The 19,244-nt window shown below is 67.9% G+C and carries 19 protein-coding genes; 3 read left to right on the top strand and 16 right to left on the bottom strand.

Going from position 1 to position 19,244, the window contains the following annotated elements; all coding sequences use genetic code 11:
* Positions 1-126: 126 nt before the first annotated feature.
* On the bottom strand, positions 127-840 hold the full coding sequence (locus CFB81_RS01640; protein WP_027783329.1) for a transposase: 714 nt from the start codon (positions 838-840) through the stop codon (positions 127-129).
* Between the two features lie 193 nt (positions 841-1,033).
* Between CFB81_RS01640 and CFB81_RS01635 the strand changes: the two genes are divergently transcribed.
* Complete coding sequence (locus CFB81_RS01635) at positions 1,034-1,759, top strand: OmpW family protein (protein ID WP_069619419.1); 726 nt, start codon at positions 1,034-1,036, stop codon at positions 1,757-1,759.
* Positions 1,760-1,947: 188 nt separating this feature from the next.
* Here the strand turns inward: CFB81_RS01635 and ugpQ are convergent, their stop codons facing one another.
* The 12 genes from ugpQ to CFB81_RS01575 form a co-directional block, all read right to left on the bottom strand.
* The gene (gene ugpQ, locus CFB81_RS01630; protein ID WP_089434450.1) at positions 1,948-2,718 is read right to left on the bottom strand and encodes a glycerophosphodiester phosphodiesterase; all 771 of its coding nucleotides are present in this window, start codon (positions 2,716-2,718) and stop codon (positions 1,948-1,950) included.
* A gap of 27 nt (positions 2,719-2,745) precedes the next feature.
* Positions 2,746-3,831: a sn-glycerol-3-phosphate import ATP-binding protein UgpC gene (locus CFB81_RS01625; RefSeq protein WP_089434449.1), complete on the bottom strand. Its 1,086-nt coding sequence runs from the start codon at positions 3,829-3,831 to the stop codon at positions 2,746-2,748.
* A gap of 32 nt (positions 3,832-3,863) precedes the next feature.
* Positions 3,864-4,709 carry a sn-glycerol-3-phosphate ABC transporter permease UgpE gene (gene ugpE, locus CFB81_RS01620; RefSeq protein ID WP_069619416.1) on the bottom strand — a complete coding sequence of 282 codons (846 nt, stop codon included), beginning with the start codon at positions 4,707-4,709 and terminating at the stop codon, positions 3,864-3,866.
* A complete protein-coding gene (gene ugpA / locus CFB81_RS01615; protein ID WP_027783324.1) occupies positions 4,706-5,590 on the bottom strand; it encodes a sn-glycerol-3-phosphate ABC transporter permease UgpA in 885 nt (294 codons plus the stop codon). The genes ugpE and ugpA overlap by 4 nt, the downstream gene beginning before the upstream one ends.
* A gap of 96 nt (positions 5,591-5,686) precedes the next feature.
* The gene (gene ugpB, locus CFB81_RS01610; protein ID WP_069619415.1) at positions 5,687-7,021 is read right to left on the bottom strand and encodes a sn-glycerol-3-phosphate ABC transporter substrate-binding protein UgpB; all 1,335 of its coding nucleotides are present in this window, start codon (positions 7,019-7,021) and stop codon (positions 5,687-5,689) included.
* A gap of 88 nt (positions 7,022-7,109) precedes the next feature.
* Positions 7,110-8,318, bottom strand: coding sequence for a deoxyguanosinetriphosphate triphosphohydrolase (locus tag CFB81_RS01605; protein WP_089434448.1), 1,209 nt, complete (start codon positions 8,316-8,318; stop codon positions 7,110-7,112).
* A 41-nt stretch (positions 8,319-8,359) separates the two neighbouring features.
* Positions 8,360-9,439: a 3-dehydroquinate synthase gene (gene aroB, locus CFB81_RS01600; RefSeq protein ID WP_089434447.1), complete on the bottom strand. Its 1,080-nt coding sequence runs from the start codon at positions 9,437-9,439 to the stop codon at positions 8,360-8,362.
* Positions 9,436-9,990, bottom strand: coding sequence for a shikimate kinase AroK (gene aroK, locus CFB81_RS01595; RefSeq protein WP_069619412.1), 555 nt, complete (start codon positions 9,988-9,990; stop codon positions 9,436-9,438). Before aroK ends, aroB begins: the two co-directional genes overlap by 4 nt.
* Before the next feature lie 40 nt (positions 9,991-10,030).
* Positions 10,031-11,656: a type IV pilus secretin PilQ gene (gene pilQ / locus CFB81_RS01590; RefSeq protein ID WP_089434446.1), complete on the bottom strand. Its 1,626-nt coding sequence runs from the start codon at positions 11,654-11,656 to the stop codon at positions 10,031-10,033.
* Positions 11,653-12,519 (bottom strand): pilus assembly protein, encoded by an 867-nt coding sequence (locus CFB81_RS01585; RefSeq protein WP_089434445.1) that lies wholly within the window; start codon positions 12,517-12,519, stop codon positions 11,653-11,655. Before CFB81_RS01585 ends, pilQ begins: the two co-directional genes overlap by 4 nt.
* Entirely contained in the window at positions 12,516-13,172 is a 657-nt protein-coding gene (locus tag CFB81_RS01580; RefSeq protein WP_089434444.1) for a fimbrial protein, read from the bottom strand. The genes CFB81_RS01585 and CFB81_RS01580 overlap by 4 nt, the downstream gene beginning before the upstream one ends.
* A complete protein-coding gene (locus tag CFB81_RS01575) occupies positions 13,169-14,092 on the bottom strand; it encodes a competence protein ComA (RefSeq protein ID WP_089434443.1) in 924 nt (307 codons plus the stop codon). Before CFB81_RS01575 ends, CFB81_RS01580 begins: the two co-directional genes overlap by 4 nt.
* Before the next feature lie 220 nt (positions 14,093-14,312).
* Between CFB81_RS01575 and CFB81_RS01570 the strand changes: the two genes are divergently transcribed.
* Positions 14,313-16,706 carry a penicillin-binding protein 1A gene (locus CFB81_RS01570; RefSeq protein WP_069619407.1) on the top strand — a complete coding sequence of 798 codons (2,394 nt, stop codon included), beginning with the start codon at positions 14,313-14,315 and terminating at the stop codon, positions 16,704-16,706.
* 81 nt (positions 16,707-16,787) lie between these two features.
* Here the strand turns inward: CFB81_RS01570 and cyaY are convergent, their stop codons facing one another.
* Positions 16,788-17,114 carry an iron donor protein CyaY gene (gene cyaY / locus CFB81_RS01565; RefSeq protein ID WP_006477165.1) on the bottom strand — a complete coding sequence of 109 codons (327 nt, stop codon included), beginning with the start codon at positions 17,112-17,114 and terminating at the stop codon, positions 16,788-16,790.
* A gap of 36 nt (positions 17,115-17,150) precedes the next feature.
* Between cyaY and CFB81_RS01560 the strand changes: the two genes are divergently transcribed.
* On the top strand, positions 17,151-17,429 hold the full coding sequence (locus CFB81_RS01560; protein ID WP_089434441.1) for a lipoprotein: 279 nt from the start codon (positions 17,151-17,153) through the stop codon (positions 17,427-17,429).
* Positions 17,430-17,510: 81 nt separating this feature from the next.
* On the opposite strand, the gene msrQ is transcribed toward CFB81_RS01560, so the two are convergent.
* Both msrQ and msrP read right to left on the bottom strand, forming a co-directional pair.
* On the bottom strand, positions 17,511-18,197 hold the full coding sequence (msrQ, locus tag CFB81_RS01555; RefSeq protein ID WP_089434490.1) for a protein-methionine-sulfoxide reductase heme-binding subunit MsrQ: 687 nt from the start codon (positions 18,195-18,197) through the stop codon (positions 17,511-17,513).
* Positions 18,198-18,217: 20 nt separating this feature from the next.
* Positions 18,218-19,213 carry a protein-methionine-sulfoxide reductase catalytic subunit MsrP gene (gene msrP, locus CFB81_RS01550; protein WP_089434440.1) on the bottom strand — a complete coding sequence of 332 codons (996 nt, stop codon included), beginning with the start codon at positions 19,211-19,213 and terminating at the stop codon, positions 18,218-18,220.
* Positions 19,214-19,244 lie beyond the last annotated feature (31 nt).

Genomic DNA, 19,244 nt, shown 5'->3' with positions numbered 1-19,244 from the left:
AAAACCGCTTGATCGAACCCCAATTAAATGAATGCCTTGATGTGGTGCCATTTTATTGGGGCCGTATCGTTTTGGTGCAAAAAGAAGCGGCGCCCGGAGCGCCGCTTCTGGCCCGCCTTTCCGGCGTTACTGCTGGATCGGCGGCGTGTTCTCGCGCACCTTTCTGGGGCGTCCGCGCGGCAACGGCGAGACGCGCCGGTTCGCGGTGCGCGCCGCCCATTCGCGGTAATTCTCGCCGCCCAGCACCCAGCCCTTCAACGTCGCCTGCTGCAACTGGTCGGCCTGCCGCTCGTCGAGCGGCTGCTCGCACAGCTCCTTGTACGCACGCTGTCGGTCGAACGGCGTGTTGCCGAGCGCCCAGTAGAGCGGATGGTCGGTGATCAGGCTGTCGACGGTAAGCCCGACGTGATGCCGGTAGCTCGACCAGCGATAGGCTTCGGGCGTCGCGACGAGCTGCGAGCGCACCGGGCTCATCTCGACCACGCGGCTCGCGAGCAGGAAATAGCGCTCGCCTTCGATCACCGTCGCCCGGTAGCGGCCTTCCCACAGGGTGCCCCGCCGCGAATAACGCCGGTTGAAATGCGCGACGTAGCGGCGGCCGACGGCCTGCATCGCCTTGGGCAGGCTGGCCTCGTCGCTCGGCGTCACGAGCAGTTGCACCTGGCGCGGCAGCAGCACGTAGGCATGCACCGACAGGTGGTGATCGCGTGCGGCGGCCTTCAGGCAATCGATGAAGAGTTCGTAGTCCTGGTCGTCGACGAACGCGGGTTGCTGATCCAGGCCGCGCAGTATCACGTGCTGCGGCTGGTCGGGAACGTAGAGTCGTGCTAACCGTGCCATGCTGAATGTCCGTTTGAACGCGTTAGGAAATACCCGGAGGTCCGAAATTGCGCACCTGCGTAGAATGCCTGTCCCTGCGGCGCGCGTAAGCGTACGGTCGTGCGAATCCTAGGGAGAAAACTCTAACTTACGAGCTTGTTTGGTTTTAAACGCAGTCGTCATAATGAGCACGCCTTTGATCGGAGGAGACACAATGAAACGAAAACTGGCCATTACGGGGGCTGCAGCGCTCGCATTCGCGGGCGGTACGGCACATGCACAATCCGCAGGTGACTTCTACGTCAGCACCGGGTGGTTCCACCTTTCGCCGCAGGACAGCAGCGACCCGCTGTTCGTCTACCGCGTAGGCGGCACGCCCATCAACCAATCCATTCCCAACACCGGCGCTGGCATCAACGACGCCGATACGCTTGGGCTCGCAACGGGCTACTTCATCACCGACCATATCTCCACCGAGCTCGTGATGGGGATACCGCCGAAGTTCGACATTACCGGCAAGGGTCAGTTCGAAAGATTCGGCGTACTCGGTCGTGCGTACCAGTGGAGCCCCGCCGTGTTGCTTCGCTACCACTTCAACGACGCCAATGCGAAGTTCCGTCCGTATGTCGGCGTCGGCGCGACGTACGTCTGGTTCACCGGCGCCAAGATCACGAACGGCAGCTTCGAGAACGGCGTGCTCGGCGGCCCGACCAGCGCGACGACCAGCAACCAGTGGGCGCCCGTCTTCAACGCCGGCTTCACGTACAACTTCACGAAACACTGGTTCGCGGGGCTGTCGCTCTCGTACGTCCCAGTCAAGGTGACGGCAACCTTCACGACGGCCCGCCGGACGCCGGTCGGCACCCTGACCGAAACGTCGAAGGCGAGGATCTCGCTGAACCCGATCGTCACGTACCTGAACGTCGGCTATCGCTTCTAAGCGTAGTCGAATATTTGGGGAATGGTTAATCCTGCTGCAATTTGTAGCGGAATTTTCCTGGCGTAACGTCTCCACGATGCAAAACGCCCCGGCGGGAATCCCGTCGGGGCGTCGTTTTTTCGCGTCAGGCACGTTCCGAGCAAGGGTTTCGCCGGACGCCGCCGCGGCCGGGACCGTGGCTGGCGCCATCAAACGGCGTCGATGTCGTCCAGCGCGTCGGGCGCGATCAGGTCGATGCGATCCGTGCACACGGCATCGACGCCCCAGCGCGCGAGTTCGCGCGCCCGTTCGAGGTCGTTCACCGTGTAAACCAGGATGCGCAGCCCGGCCGCCTTGATCGCGCGCACGAGCGGTTCGTCGAGCCGGTTGTGGTCAGCATGCAACGATACGCAGTCCAGCGCATCGATCACCTGCGCATGCCAGTCGTCCGGCACGACTTCGTAGAGCATCCCGCGCGGCAGGCCAGGCACGGTCGCCCGCGCCTGCTGCAATGCGTCGAACGAGAACGACGACAGCAGCGGCGCCACGGCGGCATCGCGCCAGTACGCGGCCGCGTCGGCCGCCACGCGCTGCCCGGTTTCGCGCTCGCGCCCCGGGCACGGCTTGATCTCGACGTTCGCGGCCAGCCCGTGCGCGATGCAGCGCGCCGCGGCCGCCTCCAGCGTCGGCATCCGTTCGCCCGCGAAGCGGGCATCGCGCCACGCGCCCGCGTCGAGCGCGGCCAGCGCCGCATAACGCATGCCCGCCGCCGCGCCGTGGCCGTTCGAGGTCCGGTCGACCGTGTCGTCGTGCAGCAGGAACGTCACGTCGTCGGCCGACAGCTTCGCGTCGAACTCGACCATCCGGTGACCGCGCCGCGCGCCCTCGTCGAGCGCGGCCAACGTGTTCTCCGGCGCGAGCGTGCCGCCGCCGCGATGGGCGACGACGCGCGGATAGGGCCAGTCGGTGTGGGTGATCATCGTCGGTCTCTCGGCAGTCGGACGGTTTCAGCCGGCACGCTTGCCGGTTTCGGGATCGAAGAAATGCAGCCGGTGCGCGGGCAACGCAGCCGCCAGCGCCGTGCCGCGCGCGGGGCGGTCCGCGTGCGGCAGGCGCACCGCGACGTCGTGATTGCCCCAGCGGCCGTGCGCGAGATTGTCCGCGCCGAGCAGCTCGCACGAGTCGACCGGCAGCGTCGCCTGCGCGACGCCCGGCTGCGGCGTCATGTGTTCGGGCCGCACGCCGAGCACCCAGTCGCGCCCGGCGGCGATCTCGCGGCCGATGCCGGGCGCGCCGGCGACCGGCAACGCGGGGCCGCCGCCCGCGACCGTGAAGGTCGCGCCGTCTTCCGACAGCCGGCCGTGCATCAGGTTCATCGCGGGCGAGCCGATGAAGCCCGCGACGAACACCGTCGCCGGTTTCTCGTACACGTCGACCGGCGCGCCGATCTGCTCCGCGTAACCGCGATTCATCACGATCACCCGCTGCGCGAGCGTCATCGCCTCGATCTGGTCGTGCGTCACGTACACGCTCGTCGTCGCGAGCCGCGCATGCAGCCGCTGGATCTCGAGCCGCATCTGCACGCGCAGCTTCGCGTCGAGGTTCGACAACGGCTCGTCGAAGAGGAACACCGACGGCTCGCGCACGATCGCGCGTCCCATCGCGACGCGCTGCCGCTGTCCGCCCGACAGTTCGCGCGGCCGCCGCGCGAGCAGCGGCTCGAGCTCGAGGATCTTCGCGGCCGCGGCCACCCGCGCATCGATCGTCGCGCGCTCGATCCCGCGGATCTTCAGCCCGTAGCCCATGTTCTGCGCGACCGTCATGTGCGGGTACAGCGCATAGTTCTGGAACACCATCGCGATGTCGCGGTCCTTCGGCTCCAGCGTGTTGACGACCCGGTCGCCGATCGCGATTTCGCCGTCCGTCACGCTCTCGAGCCCCGCGATCATCCGCAGCAACGTCGACTTGCCGCAGCCCGACGGGCCGACCAGCACGATGAATTCGCCGTCGGCGATCTCCACGTCGATGCCATGCAGCACGTGCTGCTTGCCGTCGTAGGATTTCCTGACGCCCTTCAAGCTCAGCGCAGCCATACCTGGTCCTTCTCCCGGTTACTGTCGGTCATTCATTTCTCGGAATCGACGAGGCCGCGCACGAACCAGCGCTGCATCGCCAGCACGACGACGAGCGGCGGGATCATCGCCAGCAGCGTCGCCGCCATCACGTATTGCCATTCGGTCGCGGCGTCGCCGCTCGCGATCATCGTCTTGATGCCCACCACCGCCGTCGACAGCGATGCTTCCGTCGTGATCAGGATCGGCCACAGATACTGGTTCCAGCCATAGATGAACGTGATCACGAACAGCGCGGCGATGCTCGTCTTCGACAGCGGCAGCACGACGTCCCAGAAGAAGCGCAGCGGCCCCGCGCCGTCGATGCGCGCCGCGTCCATCAGCTCGTCGGGCAGCGTCATGAAGAACTGGCGGAACAGGAACGTCGCGGTCGCCGATGCGATCAGCGGCAGCGACAGCCCCGCGTAGGTGTTCGTCAGATGCAGCGTCGACACGACCTGCACGGTCGGGAAGATCCGCACTTCCACCGGCAGCATCAGCGTGACGAAGATCAGCCAGAACGCCGTATTGCGGAACGGGAAGCGGAAATAGACGATCGCGTACGCGGACAGGATCGACACCGCGATCTTGCCGACCGCGATCCCGAGCGCCATCGCGAAGCTGTTCACGAGCAGCCGGCCGAACGGCGCCGTCGTGCCGCCGCTGCCGTGCCCCCAGATGTACGCGATGTTCTCGAACAGGTGCGTGCTCGGCACGAGCGACAGCGGCACCGTGAACACTTCCTGCGCGTTCATCGTCGCCGCGCAGAACGCGACGTAGACGGGAAACACGATCAGCACGACACCCGCGATCAGCACCGCGTGGCAGAACAGGTCGAAGCCCTTGCGATTTTCGATCATGCGTATTGCACCCTGCGCTCGACGAAGCGGAACTGGATCACCGTGAGCCCCACGACGATGATCATCAGCACGACCGACTGCGCGCCCGAACTGCCGATGTCGAGCCCCTGGAAGCCCTCCGCGAAGATCTTGTAGATCAACGTCTTGGTGCTCTGCGCCGGGCCGCCGCCGGTGGCCGCGTCGATCACCGGGAAAGTGTCGAAGAACGCGTAGACGAGGTTCACGACCAGCAGGAAGAAACTCGTCGGCGACAGCAGCGGCAGCACGATGTTGAAGAAGCGCCGCACCGGCCCCGCGCCGTCGATCGCCGCCGCCTCGATCAGCGAGCGCGGAATCGCCTGCAGCCCCGCGTAGAAGAACAGGAAGTTGTAGCTCACCTGCTTCCACACCGACGCCAGCACGACGAGGAACATCGCCTGGCCGCCGTTCAGCGCGTGATTCCAGACGATGCCGCCCTTCGCGAGCGCATACGTGATCAGGCCGATGCTCGGGTTGAACAGGAACGCCCACAGCACGGCCGCGATCGTCGGCGCGACTGCGTACGGCCAGATCAGCAGCGTGCGGTACACGCGCGCGCCGCGAATCACGCGGTCGGCGCATGCGGCCAGCAACAGCGACACGACGAGCCCGCTCACCGTGACCAGCGAACTGAACACGAGCGTCGTGCGGAACGAATCGAGATACAGCGGATCGGCGAACAGGTGCGTGAAATTCGCGAAGCCGACGAATTCGCTCGACGTGCCGAACGCGTCCTGCATCTGCGTGGACTGCCACAGCGCGACGCCGGCCGGCCACAGGAAGAACACGGCGGTGATCGCGAGCTGCGGCGCGATCAGCAGGTACGGCACCGGGCTCGTACCGAAACGGGAACGGGATTGCATCGCGGGTGTCCGGTCAGGCGAAACGGAAGGGAAATCGCGCCGCCGGACGGCACGCGCTGACGCGCGGCGCCGCCGGCGGCACGGAGCGATGCGTGCTCAGCCGCCCGACTTCTCGAAGCGGCGCAGCAGTTCGTCGCCGCGCGACGCGGCCGAATCGAGCGCGTCCTTCGGCGACTTCTTCTGCGCCCAGACCTGTTCGAACTCCTCGTCGACGACCGTGCGGATCTGCGGCATGTTGCCCAGCCGCAGCCCCTTCGTGTACGGCAGCGGCGGCTTGTTCAGCATCTGCTTGATCGCGGTTTCGGCGCTCGGGTTCTTCGCGTAGAAGCCCTGCTGGCGCGTCAGGTCGTACGCGGCGGTCGTGACCGGCAGGTAGCCCGTGTCCTGGTGCCACTTCGCGGCGACGGGCGGCGAAGCCAGGTAAGAGAGGAATTTCGCGACGCCCTTGTAGGTCGCCGGATCCTTGCCGGCCAGCACCCACAGGCTCGCGCCGCCGATGATCGCGTTCTGCGGCGCGCCTTTCACGTTCGCGTCGTACGGCATCATGCCCGTGCCGTAGCTGAACTTCGCGAACTTCTGCACGTTCGCGAGCGCGCCCGACGACGTCGTCAGGATCCCGCAGTCGCCGCTGTAGAACTTCGCCGACGCTTCATCCTTGCGGCCCGCGTACGTGAACGTGCCGTCCTTCGCCATCTGCTGGAGGAAGGCGATATGTTCGATCTGCTGCGGCTTGTTGAACTCGAGCACGGCGTCAGTGCCGTCGAAGCCGTTGTTGCGGCTCGCGAACGGCAGCCCGTGCCACGCGCTGTAGTTTTCGAGCTGGATCCAGCCCTGCCAGCCGGTCGTGAAGCCGCACGCCATCCCCGACTTGCGCAGCTTCTCGGCATCGGCCTTCACGTCGGCCCACGTCTTCGGCGGCTGGTTCGGATCGAGGCCGGCCTTCTTGAACGCGTCCTTGTTGTAGTACAGCACCGGCGTCGAGCTGTTGAACGGCATCGACACCAGGTGGCCCGTCTTCGCGTCGCTGTAGTAGCTCGCGATGGTCGGCACGAACGCCTTTTCGTCGAGCGTCACGCCGGCCTGCTTGAACACGTCGTAGACGGGCACGACCGCCTTCTTCGCCTGCATCATCGTCGCCGTACCGACTTCATAGACCTGCAGGATCGCCGGCGCGTTGCCGCTGCGATAGGCCGCGATGCCGGCCGCGAGCGCCTGGTCGTAGGTGCCCTTGAAGACCGGCACGATCTTGTAGTCGCTTTGCGACGCGTTGAACTGGTCGGCGATCGCGTTGACCCGCTCGCCGAGCGCGGCCTCCATCGCATGCCAGAACTGAATTTCCGTCGCGGCGAGCGCCACGTGCTGCACCCCGAACATCAGCGCGCCGCCGAGCGCGATCGAACGAACCAGTGTCCCCGCAGGCTTCTTCTTCATCGACCTCTCCTATGAAAACGTTACCAACAGCGTGTGCAACATTCCCGTCGCCATTGAACCGGCGAAGTCTAGTGATCGTTTGTGACAGTCAGTTGTCGTTGATGACGAACAGGCGCTGATATTCCTTCAGCGCGAAGCGGTCGGTCATGCCGGCGATGTAGTGCGCGACGAGACGCGGCTGCTGCGCCGCGTCGTCGGACTGGTACGGCGGCGGCAGCAGGCGCGGATCGTCGATGAACGCGTCGAACAACCCCGTGACGACGCGTTGAGCCTTGCTCGCCATGCGCATCACCTTGTAGTGGCGATACAGGTTCTTGAAGAGGAAGCGCTTGAGGGCCGCTGCCTGCTCGGCAACCTCGGGGCTGTGCGACACGAGCGGCGGCGCGGCGCGCACATCGTCGAGCGACGCGGGCACGACGCGGGCGAGATTGCGCGTCGTCTCGTCGATCAGGTCGACGATCAGCGTGTTGATGATGCGGCGCACCGTCTCGTGCACGAGACGACGGCCTTCGAGGTGCGGGAATTCGGCCAGCGCCGCTTCATAGTGACGCTGCCACAGCGCGACTTCCGCGAGCTGCTCGATCGTGATCAGGCCGGAGCGCAGGCCGTCGTCGACGTCGTGGTTGTTGTAGGCGATCTCGTCCGCGATGTTCGCGAGCTGCGCCTCGAGCGACGGCTGGCGGCCCTGCAGGAAGCGCTCGCCGAGCGCGCCCAGCTTGCGCGCATTCTCGCGCGAGCAGTGTTTCAGGATGCCTTCGCGCGTCTCGAAGCACAGGTTCAGCCCGTTGAACGCGCCGTAGTGCTCCTCGAGCTCGTCGACCACCGCAAGGCTTTGCAGGTTGTGCTCGAAGCCGCCGTGCTCGCGCATGCACGCGTTCAGCGCATCCTGCCCCGCATGGCCGAACGGCGTATGGCCGAGATCGTGCGCGAGCGAGATCGCTTCGACGAGATCCTCGTTCAGTCGCAGGTTGCGCGCGACCGAGCGCGCGATCTGCGCGACTTCGAGGCTGTGCGTGAGGCGGGTGCGGAACAGGTCGCCTTCGTGATTGACGAAGACCTGCGTCTTGTATTCGAGCCGGCGGAACGCGGTCGAATGGACGATGCGGTCGCGATCGCGCTGGAATTCGGTGCGCGCCGCCGGCGGGGTTTCCGGATGGCGGCGGCCGCGCGACTGCGACGCGTGCGCGGCATACGGAGCGAGATGGGCTTCCAGCGCCGCCAGCGTCGGCGGCTCGGCCACCGGCGCGACGGACGCGCGGCCGGCTTCGGGCAGTGTGCTGCTGGATGTCTCGCTCACGTCTCCTCCATGTCAGGGGCGCCGGCGAATCCGGGCCGCCGTTAGCGGGTCGTCCGCGCCAGTGTAGCGAATACCGCTTCGTCCGGCGCCTGCGTGATCAGCGTATCGCCGAATCGCTTCAGCAGGATGAACTTGATCGCGCCGGCCTCGGCCTTCTTGTCGACACGCATCAGGTCCATGTAGCGCGCGTCGCCGAGCGCGGGCCCGCGGGTCGGCAGATGCGCGGCCGCGATCACCGCATCGAGACGCTGCCGCGACGCTTCGTCGAGGAGGCCGAGCCGCACCGACAGGTCGCCGGCCATCACCATCCCGCAGCCGACCGCCTCGCCGTGCAGCCATTCGCCGTAGCCGAGCCCGGCCTCGATCGCATGGCCGAACGTGTGGCCGAAGTTCAGGATCGCGCGCAGGCCGCCTTCGCGCTCGTCGGCCGCGACGACGCTCGCCTTGATCTCGCACGAACGCTTCACCGCGTGCGCGAGCGCAGCGGGCTCGCGACGGTTCAGCGCATCGACGTTCGCCTCGATCCAGTCGAAAAACTCCGCATCGGCGATCGCGCCCGTCTTGATGACTTCGGCGACGCCGGCCGCCAGTTCGCGATCGGGCAGCGTCGTCAACGCGCCGATGTCGGCGATCACGGCCTGCGGCTGGTAGAACGCGCCGATCATGTTCTTGCCGAGCGGGTGGTTGATGCCCGTCTTGCCGCCGACCGACGAATCGACCTGCGACAGCAGCGTCGTCGGCACCTGGATGAACGGCACGCCGCGCATGTAGCATGCGGCGGCAAAGCCCGTCATGTCGCCGACCACGCCGCCGCCGAGCGCGACGAGCGTCGTCTTGCGGTCCGCGTGATCCGTCAGCAGGCCGTCGAAGATCAGGTTCAGCGTTTCCCAGTTCTTGTACGCCTCGCCGTCCGGCAGCACGACCGTCGACACGCGCTTGCCGAGCGGCGCGAGCGCCGCGCGCAGCGCGTCGCCGTAGAGCGGATCGACCGTCGTGTTCGTGACGATCGTGACGGACGAACCCTTGATATGGGGCGAGAACAGCTCGGTGCGGCCGATCAGGCCGGCGCCAATATGAATCGGATAGGCGCGGTCGCCCAGATCGACGTTGACAGTAATCATGCTTGTAGCGGCTTGGCGATGACGCCGGCCAGTTCGAGTTGCATCAACACCATGTTGACGAGACCGTTGACCGACGGACGGCCGGTCTCGATGACGAAATCCGCGCATTCGCGGTACAGCGGGTCACGCACTTCGTACAGCGCTTCGAGACGCCCCTTCGGATCCTCGGTCTGCAACAGCGGGCGGTTCTTGTCCTTGCGCGTGCGCAGCCACAGATCGTGCGGATTGGCGCGCAGGTAGACGACGATGCCGTGGCTTTTCAGGCTGTCGCGATTTTCCGGGCGCAGCACCGCGCCGCCGCCCGTCGCGAGCACGATGTTCTCGCGCTGCGCGAGCTCGGCGATTACCTGCGTTTCGCGATCGCGAAAGCCGGCCTCGCCCTCCAGCTCGAAGATCACCGGAATGCGCGCGCCCGTACGGGCCTCGATTTCGTGGTCGGAGTCGAAGAACGTCCTGTCGAGACGACGCGCGACCGCACGGCCCACGGTGGTCTTACCCGCTCCCATAAGGCCGACGAAAAATACGTTTGCATGTGGGTCCCGCGCTTGCAACGGCTTCCTCTGCTTCAATCTTGCTGGTGTGTGGCGCAGCTTACTGGCAAAGCGGCTGCCTTGTCGAGCCTGCGCCGGCGGCTTCCGGCCCCGTTTTCTCGGCATCCGCGTCGCCCGCGCCGGGTGCGCCGCAACGCGCATCGACGACGGTCGGCGTGATGAAGACGACGAGCTCGTTGCGCTGGTCGCGCTGCACGCGGTGCCGGAAAAGCGCGCCCAGAAACGGTATTTTGCCCAAGAGCGGCACCCGCGTCACATCGTTCCGGTTCAGTTGTTCATAGATGCCGCCGATCGCGACCGTCCCGCCATTCTCGACCTCGACACGCGTCTGCACGTGCTTCGTATGGATCGCGGGGCCCGCCGCGGTCGGCTCGCCGACGCTGTCCTTCGTCACGTCGAGATCGAGCACCACGCGCCCGTCCGGCGTGATCTGCGGCTCGACCTCCAGCTTCAGCGTCGCGCGGCGGAATTGCACGCCGCTCATGCCGTTGCCGACCTTCGCCTGGTACGGCAGCTCGGAGCCCTGCTCGACGATGGCCTTCACGCGGTCGGCCGTCACCACCCGCGGACGCGAAACGATCTGGCCCCGGCCCTGTGCCTCCAGCGCGCTCAACTCGATGTCGAGTACGCGGCTGAGCGGCGCGGCGAACAGCGTGAAGCCGGCGGTCGCCGCGTCGAAGCCGCCGAGCGGGCGCGCGGCGAGATCCAGCGCGTTACGCGCATCCGCCGTGAAGGACGCACCCTCGCCCGATGACGGCCGTCCCTGCGCACGCAGCGCGACGCGTGCGCCGAGGTTGCGCGAGAAACCCTGCTCGCCTTCGACGATGCGGGCCTCGATCCGGACCTGCCGCGACGGCCGGTCGATCGCGTCGATCAGTTCCGCGATCTGCACGATGCGCGGCGCGAGATCGGTCACGAACAGCAGGTTCGTGCGCGGATCGGCCGCCGCGGCGCCGCGCTTCGACAGCAGGCGCTGGCCCGTCGCACCGGCCAGCAGCCGCTGCACGTCCTGCGCGCGCGGATAGTGCAGCGAGAACGTACGGCTCGCGAGCGGCTCCAGATCGGCGGCCCGCGCATGCATGTCGAAGCGCTCGCGTTCGCGCGCTGCCAGCTCGGCGGCCGGTGTGACCCAGATCACGTTGCCGCGCCGGGACATCGCGAGCCCGTGCGTATCGAGCAGCGTGTCGAACGCGTCACGCCAGCCGACATTGTTCAGACGTAACGTGACCGTGCCGCGCACCTGTTCGCCGACGACGATATTGAGCCCCGTGAACCGCGCGATCGCGTCGAATGCAGCCGCGAGCCCGACGCCCTGCAGATTCAGCGAGATCCGCCGCGCGTCGTCCGCATCGCCGGGTTGCCGTGCCGCGGCGTCGCTCATCCGGGCCGGCGGCGCCAGCGGGATCGGCGGCCCCTCCAGCGCGGGGGGCGGTGCGGCGGTTTCCGTCTGCAGCGCCGTGCGCGCCGCCTGATCGAACGGCGGCGGGCCGGCGTCCTCCGCTACCGCGCTGCCCACGCTGTCGGCCACACGCGGCGGCGGGCTCGGCACGGACACATCCGCGGCTCCGGCCGGCCAGACCGCCGGCAGCGGCGGCAACGACGCGCTTGCGCCGGCCGCCGTCACGCCGGCCCAGATGGCGAGTACCCAACAGCCTTGCGTCGTCATGGCCGGCCTCCGTCGTCAAGAACAAGCCGCTGCGATCCGTCCGCCGTCGCAAGCGTCACGGCCGCGCGCTCGACCCGCACCACGCGCGCGGCCCCCAGCACCTCGCCAGGTGCGACGACCGTGAACACGCCGTCACCGTCGTCGAACAACGCGAGACCGGTACGCGCGTTGCGAATCGTGCCGGCAAGGCGGGCTGCGCGCCCCGGCGCTTCGGCCGGGCCCGCCTCGTCGAACGGATCGGCGGCGGGCGCAGCGGCGCGAACCGGCACGTTGGCCGCCGCGGCCGTTGTCGCCGGCAGCGCCGGAAACACGTCGACCGACATGTCCACCCGCGCCGCCGACATGCCGCGCTCGATACGCAGCGCCGACGGTACCGCCAGCACCGGGAAGCGCGCCAGCCCGCCAACCATATGCAGCAATGCGTGAAAGCCGCCGTCCGCGACGATGTGCACGGTGCGTCGGCCGTCCGGTGCCGCGCCATCGGCGCGCTGCGGTTCGATCGATACGCCGCGCAACCCGCTCGACGCGGCGAGATCGACCAGCGCCAGCATCAGCGCGGCCCATTCCGGCTTAGGTGGCAAGCGATCGTCACGCATTGACGCAGGATGTCCGTCGCGTCGTTGTCCGGCGGAAGCCAGCACGCGCTGCGCGTCGGCAGCGCGCGCCTGCGCGGCGGCGAGCAACGCGCGACTATGTGCCAGCCCGCTCCAGTCGGCCGCATTCGCCAGATGAATGCCGCTCGCCAGCACGACCGCGAACGCCAGCACGCAACCCGCGGCATGCGCGGCGCCCGCCGACACGCGCGGCATGCGGCCCGTCCCGGCACCGGCGCACAGCGCCGGCCGATGCGCGAGCGCCGTCATGCGCCACCTCCCGACACCGTCCGCGACGACGTCGCGTCGTGCCAGCGCAACTGCACGGAGAACCGGAACGGCATCCCGGCCGTCGAAGCCGGCGCATCCGACGCAGACTTCAACGTGTCTATATCGATCCGCCAGTCGCGCTGCTCGCGCGCCATCGCGGCGAGCCACCGCGCAGCCGCCCGGTAACTCGCGGCGCGCGCCTCGAGCACGGCGCCGGTCGTCGTCATGCGCAGCGCGTCGAGCCGGATATGATCGGCGCGCACCTGCTTCAGGGTCGCCAGCAACCCTGCCACGCGCCGGTAAGGTGCGGCCAGCGCAGTCGCCTGCGCTTCGCGCCGCGCGACGGCGGCGGCTGCGTCAGCCGCGCGCGTCGCAACGGCCACCTGCGGCTGCACCTGCCGCAGCCGTGCCTCCACGCCGGCGCGCTCGGCGTCCACCCGCCACCGCGACAACACGGCAGCGCCTGTCCACAGGCCGGCGCCGAGCACGCCGAGCAGGATCGCGACACCGCACTGCATGGCCCGCCGACGCCGCAACGCGTGCGCCAGCCGCTCGCGGTACGGCAGCAGGTTGAAGTCGCCGAGTACCGCCTGTACGGCCTGCTGGGCCGCAGCCGCGGCGTCCCCGTTTGCCGCCAGGTGACCGGCCGTCATTCCCGCACCCCACGCAAGGCCAGCCCGAACGCGACGGCAAACGCCGGGCCGCCCGGCATGGCGGCGCACGCGCACGGCTGGCCGTCCCAGCCCGTGCAGTCGAACGGGATCACCGCCGTGCCGAGCACATCGCCGATCTCGGCGATCGACGTATCGAAGCGGGCGATACATCGCGCGTCCCCGGCGACGAGTACGCAACCCACGGCCCCCAGCACGCGCCGACGCAGCGCATCGGGAAGTGCCTCCGGCAACGTGCCGGACAGGGTGAGCACCGGAATCGCCGACGGGCCCTCGATCCGCCAACCGCGCACGCCCGCGTCGCAGAACCAGAGCACGGCATAGGCGCCCTGCGCATCGAGTTCGAACCGTGCGGCATAGCGCAGCGCGCGCAGCACGGCGGCCGACTCGCCGTCGATCACCGTCAGGTCGATACCGGCCTGCGCGGCCACGTCGATTCGCCGCTCGAGCAGCGCCAGCGGCGCCACCGCCACCGCGATCTCGCCGGACTGCGCGCCGCCGTAGTGCCGCCAGTCGAACGCGAGACTGTCCGGCGCGAGCCCCGAGATGCGCTCGGCGGCCTGCCGCGCGGCATCCGGGATGTCGCCGCGCCCGGCCAGATCGAGCGTCGCGGTGCGCATCTCGTCATCGTGCAGCGCCATCACGCCGCGCGCGTCGCACTGCACGCCGGACGCCGCCAGCCGCGCCACGGCCGCCGCCAGCGACCGCGCGACCGCCGCCCAACGCGCGTCCTCCGGCCCGCCCGCCAGTCCGACCGGTTCCCGCTCGAGCCCCTCGACGCGCACCTCCGCTTCCCTGCCGCGCCGGCTCAGCACGGCCACCCTCACTTCGTGCGCACCGACGTCGATTCCCGTCGACCGGTGCCTGCCCTGCGCAAACCGCGCCACCCATCGTCCTGCCATCCCAGCCTCCCGAGATCGTCGCGGCCCACGCCGCGCTTCCGAGACCTGATTCTGCAAAGCGACGCGCGCGGCCGACAGTCGGCCAAACGGCCAGCATTGGCTCACGGCGGCCGTGCACGGACTATGCTGACGGCACGCCGACCCGCGGCTTCGCGACGGGCGGCCCCCGCGTCCGGAGCGGTCTTACCGGGCGGCTATAATCGCGGGACTGTTTTCCGGTATGCCTATGCAATCCACGACTCCTACGTCCCCGCCTCCCGCCCCGGAGCCGAAGAAGCGGCCCTGGTGGCAAAAAGTCCTGCTCGGCTTCGCCGCGATGTGCGTGGCCCTCGTCGTGGCCGGCGGCCTCGTGCTCGGCTACGCGCTCGTCGTGGCCTGGCCGAACATGCCGTCGCTCGATGCGTTGACCGACTACCGGCCGAAGGTGCCGCTGCGCATCTACACGTCCGATCACGTGCTGATCGGCGAATTCGGCGAGGAACGTCGCGACGTCGTCCATTTCAAGGACGTGCCCGACTCGCTGAAGAAGGCGATCCTCGCGATCGAGGACGCGCGCTTCTACGATCACGGCGGCGTGGACCTCACCGGCATCATCCGCGCCGGCTTCGTCGCGCTGACGAACGGCCACGCGTCGCAGGGCGCGAGCACGATCACGATGCAGGTCGCGCGCAACTTCTTCCTGTCGAGCGAGAAGACCTACACGCGCAAGATCTACGAGATGCTGCTCGCGTACCGGATCGAGCGCGCGCTGACGAAGGATCAGATTCTCGAGGTCTACATGAATCAGATCTATCTCGGCCAGCGCGCGTACGGCTTCGCGAGCGCCGCGCGGGTCTATTTCGGCAAGGACCTGAAGGACATCACCCTCGCGGAAGCCGCGATGCTCGCGGGGCTGCCGAAGGCACCATCCGCGTACAACCCGGTCGTCAACCCGAAGCGCGCGAAGGTGCGCCAGGAATACATCCTGCAGCGGATGCTCGAGCTGAACTTCATCACGCGCGAACAGTACGACGAAGCTTCCGCGCAGCCGCTCGTCGTCAAGGGTCCGGGGCGCGATTTCAGCGTGCACGCGGAATACGTCGCCGAAATGGTCAGACAGATGATGTACGCGCAGTATCGCGAGGAAACCTACACGCGCGGCTTCAACGTCGTCACGACGATCGATTCCGCGGACCAGCAGGTTGCGTACACCGCGCTGCGCAAGGGCATCATGGATTACGAGCGCCGCCACGGCTACCGCGGGCCGGAAGGCTTCATCGAGCTGCCGGCCGGCGCCGACGACCGTGAACAGGCGATCGACGACGCGCTGCTCGAGCACCCCGACAACGGCGAGCTGATCGCCGCGGTCGTGACGGCCGCGAGCCCGCGCCAGATCACGGTGGCATTCATCGACGGCAGCACCGCGACGATCGAGGGCGACAACCTGCGCTTCGCGTCGGGCGCGCTGTCCGCTAACGCGCAGCCGAACCGCCGCATCCGCCCGGGCGCGATCGTCCGCGTCGTGAAGAACGACGCCGGCAAATGGTCGATCACGCAGTTGCCGCAGGTCGAAGGCGCGTTCCTGTCGATCGTCCCGCAGGACGGCGCGATCCGCTCGCTCGTCGGCGGCTTCGACTACAACAAGAACAAGTTCAACCACGTCACGCAGGCGTGGCGGCAGCCGGGCTCGTCGTTCAAGCCGTTCATCTACTCGGCGTCGCTCGACAAGGGCCTCGGGCCGGCCACCGTGATCAACGACGGCCCGCTGTATTTCAGCGCCGCGGAAACGGGCGGCCAGCCGTGGGAGCCGAAGAACTACGGCGGCGGCTTCGAGGGCCCGATGTCGATGCGCACTGCGCTGCAGCGCTCGCGCAACCTCGTGTCGATCCGGATCCTGAACCACATCGGCACGAAATACGCGCAGCAATACATCACGCGCTTCGGTTTCGACGCCGAGCGCCATCCGGCCTACCTGCCGATGGCACTCGGCGCCGGCCAGGTCACGCCGCTGCAGATGGCCGGCGCGTACTCGGTCTTCGCGAACGGCGGCTACCGCGTCAATCCGTACCTGATCGCCGAAGTCACCGATCCGAACGGCGCGATCGTCGCGCGCGCGCAGCCGCTCGTCGCCGAGCAGAACGCGCCGCGCGCGATCGACGCGCGCAACGCCTACGTGATGAACAGCCTGCTGCAGAGCGTCGCGCAGCGCGGCACGGGCGCGCGGACCAACGTGCTGAAACGCACGGACCTCGCGGGCAAGACCGGCACGACGAACGACTCGCACGACGCCTGGTTCGCCGGCTACCAGCACACGCTCGCCGCGATCGCGTGGATCGGCTACGACAATCCGCGCAGCCTCGGCGATCGCGAAACGGGCGGCGGCCTGTCGCTGCCGGTCTGGATCGACTACATGGGTGCGGCGCTGAAGGGCGTGCCGGAGTTCAAGCCGACGGTGCCGGACGGCGTCGAATCGCTCGGCGGCGAGCTGTACTTCACCGAGTTCACGCCGGGGCACGGCTTCGTGTCGACGGTCGGCGTGCCGCAGGCGCCGGCCGCGCAGAACGTCGACGAGGCCGTGCCGCACGTCGACGAGCAGGAAAAGCAGGACATCATGAACCTGTTCCAGGGCCACTGACCCGCGGCTCGACCATGAAAAAAGCGCCCCGCGGGGCGCTTTTTCTTTGGGCACGACGTTCGGGGGCCGGTGCCCCGGCCGTCACGCGCCGAACGTGATCGGCAGGCCGGCCTGCTGGGTCGCGTATTCGGTGAGCGCCGAGAAGAACTCGGTGCCCGTGCGCGTATCGCGCCATTCGCCGTCGATGAAACGGTAGTGGAATCCGCCGGCCTTCGCGGCGATCCACACCTCCTTCATCGGCGGCTGCAGATTGACGATGATCTTCGAGCCGTTCTCGAATGTCAGCGTGAGCACGCTGCCGTTGCGCTCCAGATCGATGTCGTGATCGCCGTCGTTCGCGACGTCCACGGTACGCTCGACGGCCGCCAGCACGGCCTCGGCACGGGCCAGGTATTCAGTATCGGACATGCTAAACTCTATCGGTTAAATTGTTCAGGGACGATCATGCGAGTCGTTTTCCGGATGAGCGCGATTGTAGCGGCTTTGGCGATTCTTGCCGGCTGCGGTCAAAGCGGCGCGCTCTATCTGCCCACCGTGCCCCCGATGCCCAAGCCGATCCAGCAGCAGAACACGCCGCCGTCGGACGTGAAACCGACCGACGAAAACGCGTCGTCCGACGAGACGCCCGACACGTCCGGCTCGCCGCTCACGCTGTCGCCCGAGCTGTCGAGCAGTGCATCGACCATGCCCGCCCCGGCATCGGGCCCGGCCGTCACGAAGTAACGACGCGATGCCGCCCGCGCGGCGCTCGCAACGAGGCGATGACTTCCCGGTCATCGCCTTTTGTTTTTCCGGGCCGCCGCGTCACGCGCGCACGCGCCGCCATCCCCACGCCACCAGCCGCCAGCCGAGCAGCACGGCGACGATGGCCGCGTAGAGCTTCGGCTGCGCGAGATTGTGCTTGCCGGCCCGCATCCACCAGAAGTGCAGCACGCCGAACAGCGCGATCGCGTAGATCGCACTGTGCAGCGTCGCCCAGTGGCGCCCCAGCCGGCGCACCATCGCACGCGGCGACGTCGCGGCGAGCGGAATCAGCAGCACGAACGCCGCGAAGCCGACCGTGATGAACGGGCGCTTGCCGACGTCCTTCAGGATCGCGACGACATCGAACCACTTGTCGAACCACAGGTAGGTCGTGAAGTGCAGCGTCGCGTAAAAGAACGCGAACAGCCCGATCATCCGGCGAAAGCGCAGCAGCGGCGCGAAGCCCGTGATGCGCCTGAGCGGCGTGACGGCAAGCGTGACGCACAACAGGACGAGCGTCCACAAGCCCGTCGAACGCGTGATGAACTCGATCGGGTTCGCGCCCAGTCGGTCGGTCAGCCCGAACAGCACGAGGCGCACGAGCGGATAGAGGCCGGCCGCGAACGCCAGCACCTTGGCCGGTGCGAGCCAGCGCGGCGCGGCGGGACGGATCGCACCGGTGCGCGCGGTGCGTGCGGCCGACCGGCCACCCGCGGCGCGCTCGGAAGTGAGCGTCGAAGGACGCATGTCGTTTCTCACCGTCACGCTCAGAAATTCTTCTTCAGGTCCATCCCCTGATACATCGATGCGACCAGATCGCCGTAGCCGTTGAACATCAGCGTCTTGCGCTTCGGCGTGAAGAAGCCGTCCTCGCCGATGCGCCGCTCGGTCGCCTGGCTCCAGCGCGGATGATCGACGTTCGGGTTCACGTTCGAATAAAAGCCGTACTCGTTCGCGGCGTACGTGTTCCAGCTCGTCTTCGGCTGCTTGTCGACGAAGCGGATCTTCACGAGCGACTTCGCGCTCTTGAAGCCGTACTTCCACGGCACGACGATCCGCACCGGCGCGCCGTTTTGGTTCGGCAGCACCTGCCCGTAGACGCCCATCGTCAGCAGCGTCAGCGGATTCATCGCCTCGTCCATGCGCAGCCCTTCCGAATACGGCCAGTCGAGCACGGGTGTCGACAGGCCGGGCATCTGCGACGGATCGGCCAGCGTGACGAACTGCACGTATTTCGCGTTGCCGGTCGGCTGGACACGCTTGATCAGCTCGGACAGCGGCACGCCGATCCACGGGATCACCATCGACCAGCCCTCGACGCAGCGCAGCCGGTACACGCGCTCCTCGAGCGGCGCGAGCTTCAGCAACTCGTCGAGATCGAACACCTTCGGGTGCTGTACCTCGCCTTCGACGCTCACCCGCCACGGGCGCGGCCGCAGCGTGCCGGCGTTCTGCGCCGGGTCGCTCTTGTCGGTGCCGAATTCGTAGAAGTTGTTGTAGGACGTGATGTCCTTGAACGGCGTCACCTTGTCGATGGCGACGAACTTCGGGTTCGTTTTTGCCGCGAGCTTCGCCGCCCGCGCGTCGGGCGACGCATACGCGGCGAGCGCCGCGCCGCTGGTGCCGAACAGGCCGCCCGCGGCCGCGAGGCCGGCCGCCTGCAAGACGCGCCGCCGGTTCTCGAACACAGCGCGCGGGGTGATCTCGCTCGGCGCGATATCCGCGCCGGTCAGTACGTCACGCAAAGGGCGTTTGATCCACATCGTGCAGTTCCTCCCGCATGCGCGGCGCGCA

This window comes from Burkholderia sp. AU28863, from assembly GCF_002223195.1.
Classification (GTDB): Bacteria; Pseudomonadota; Gammaproteobacteria; order Burkholderiales; family Burkholderiaceae; genus Burkholderia; species Burkholderia sola.
Note: the sequence above shows the minus strand (reverse complement) of the source record. Positions and strands in the feature narration are given on the sequence as shown.

What these genes read in the sequence shown, in the direction of transcription:
- CFB81_RS01640 (WP_027783329.1), bottom strand. Translation starts at nt 840, where the DNA reads ATGGCACGGTTAGCACGACTCTACGTTCCCGACCAGCCGCAGCACGTG.
- CFB81_RS01635 (WP_069619419.1), top strand. Translation starts at nt 1,034, where the DNA reads ATGAAACGAAAACTGGCCATTACGGGGGCTGCAGCGCTCGCATTCGCG.
- ugpQ (WP_089434450.1), bottom strand. Translation starts at nt 2,718, where the DNA reads ATGATCACCCACACCGACTGGCCCTATCCGCGCGTCGTCGCCCATCGC.
- CFB81_RS01625 (WP_089434449.1), bottom strand. Translation starts at nt 3,831, where the DNA reads ATGGCTGCGCTGAGCTTGAAGGGCGTCAGGAAATCCTACGACGGCAAG.
- ugpE (WP_069619416.1), bottom strand. Translation starts at nt 4,709, where the DNA reads ATGATCGAAAATCGCAAGGGCTTCGACCTGTTCTGCCACGCGGTGCTG.
- ugpA (WP_027783324.1), bottom strand. Translation starts at nt 5,590, where the DNA reads ATGCAATCCCGTTCCCGTTTCGGTACGAGCCCGGTGCCGTACCTGCTG.
- ugpB (WP_069619415.1), bottom strand. Translation starts at nt 7,021, where the DNA reads ATGAAGAAGAAGCCTGCGGGGACACTGGTTCGTTCGATCGCGCTCGGC.
- aroB (WP_089434447.1), bottom strand. Translation starts at nt 9,439, where the DNA reads ATGATTACTGTCAACGTCGATCTGGGCGACCGCGCCTATCCGATTCAT.
- pilQ (WP_089434446.1), bottom strand. Translation starts at nt 11,656, where the DNA reads ATGACGACGCAAGGCTGTTGGGTACTCGCCATCTGGGCCGGCGTGACG.
- CFB81_RS01585 (WP_089434445.1), bottom strand. Translation starts at nt 12,519, where the DNA reads ATGACGGCGCTCGCGCATCGGCCGGCGCTGTGCGCCGGTGCCGGGACG.
- CFB81_RS01580 (WP_089434444.1), bottom strand. Translation starts at nt 13,172, where the DNA reads ATGACGGCCGGTCACCTGGCGGCAAACGGGGACGCCGCGGCTGCGGCC.
- CFB81_RS01575 (WP_089434443.1), bottom strand. Translation starts at nt 14,092, where the DNA reads ATGGCAGGACGATGGGTGGCGCGGTTTGCGCAGGGCAGGCACCGGTCG.
- CFB81_RS01570 (WP_069619407.1), top strand. Translation starts at nt 14,313, where the DNA reads ATGCCTATGCAATCCACGACTCCTACGTCCCCGCCTCCCGCCCCGGAG.
- cyaY (WP_006477165.1), bottom strand. Translation starts at nt 17,114, where the DNA reads ATGTCCGATACTGAATACCTGGCCCGTGCCGAGGCCGTGCTGGCGGCC.
- CFB81_RS01560 (WP_089434441.1), top strand. Translation starts at nt 17,151, where the DNA reads ATGCGAGTCGTTTTCCGGATGAGCGCGATTGTAGCGGCTTTGGCGATT.
- msrQ (WP_089434490.1), bottom strand. Translation starts at nt 18,197, where the DNA reads ATGCGTCCTTCGACGCTCACTTCCGAGCGCGCCGCGGGTGGCCGGTCG.
- msrP (WP_089434440.1), bottom strand. Translation starts at nt 19,213, where the DNA reads ATGTGGATCAAACGCCCTTTGCGTGACGTACTGACCGGCGCGGATATC.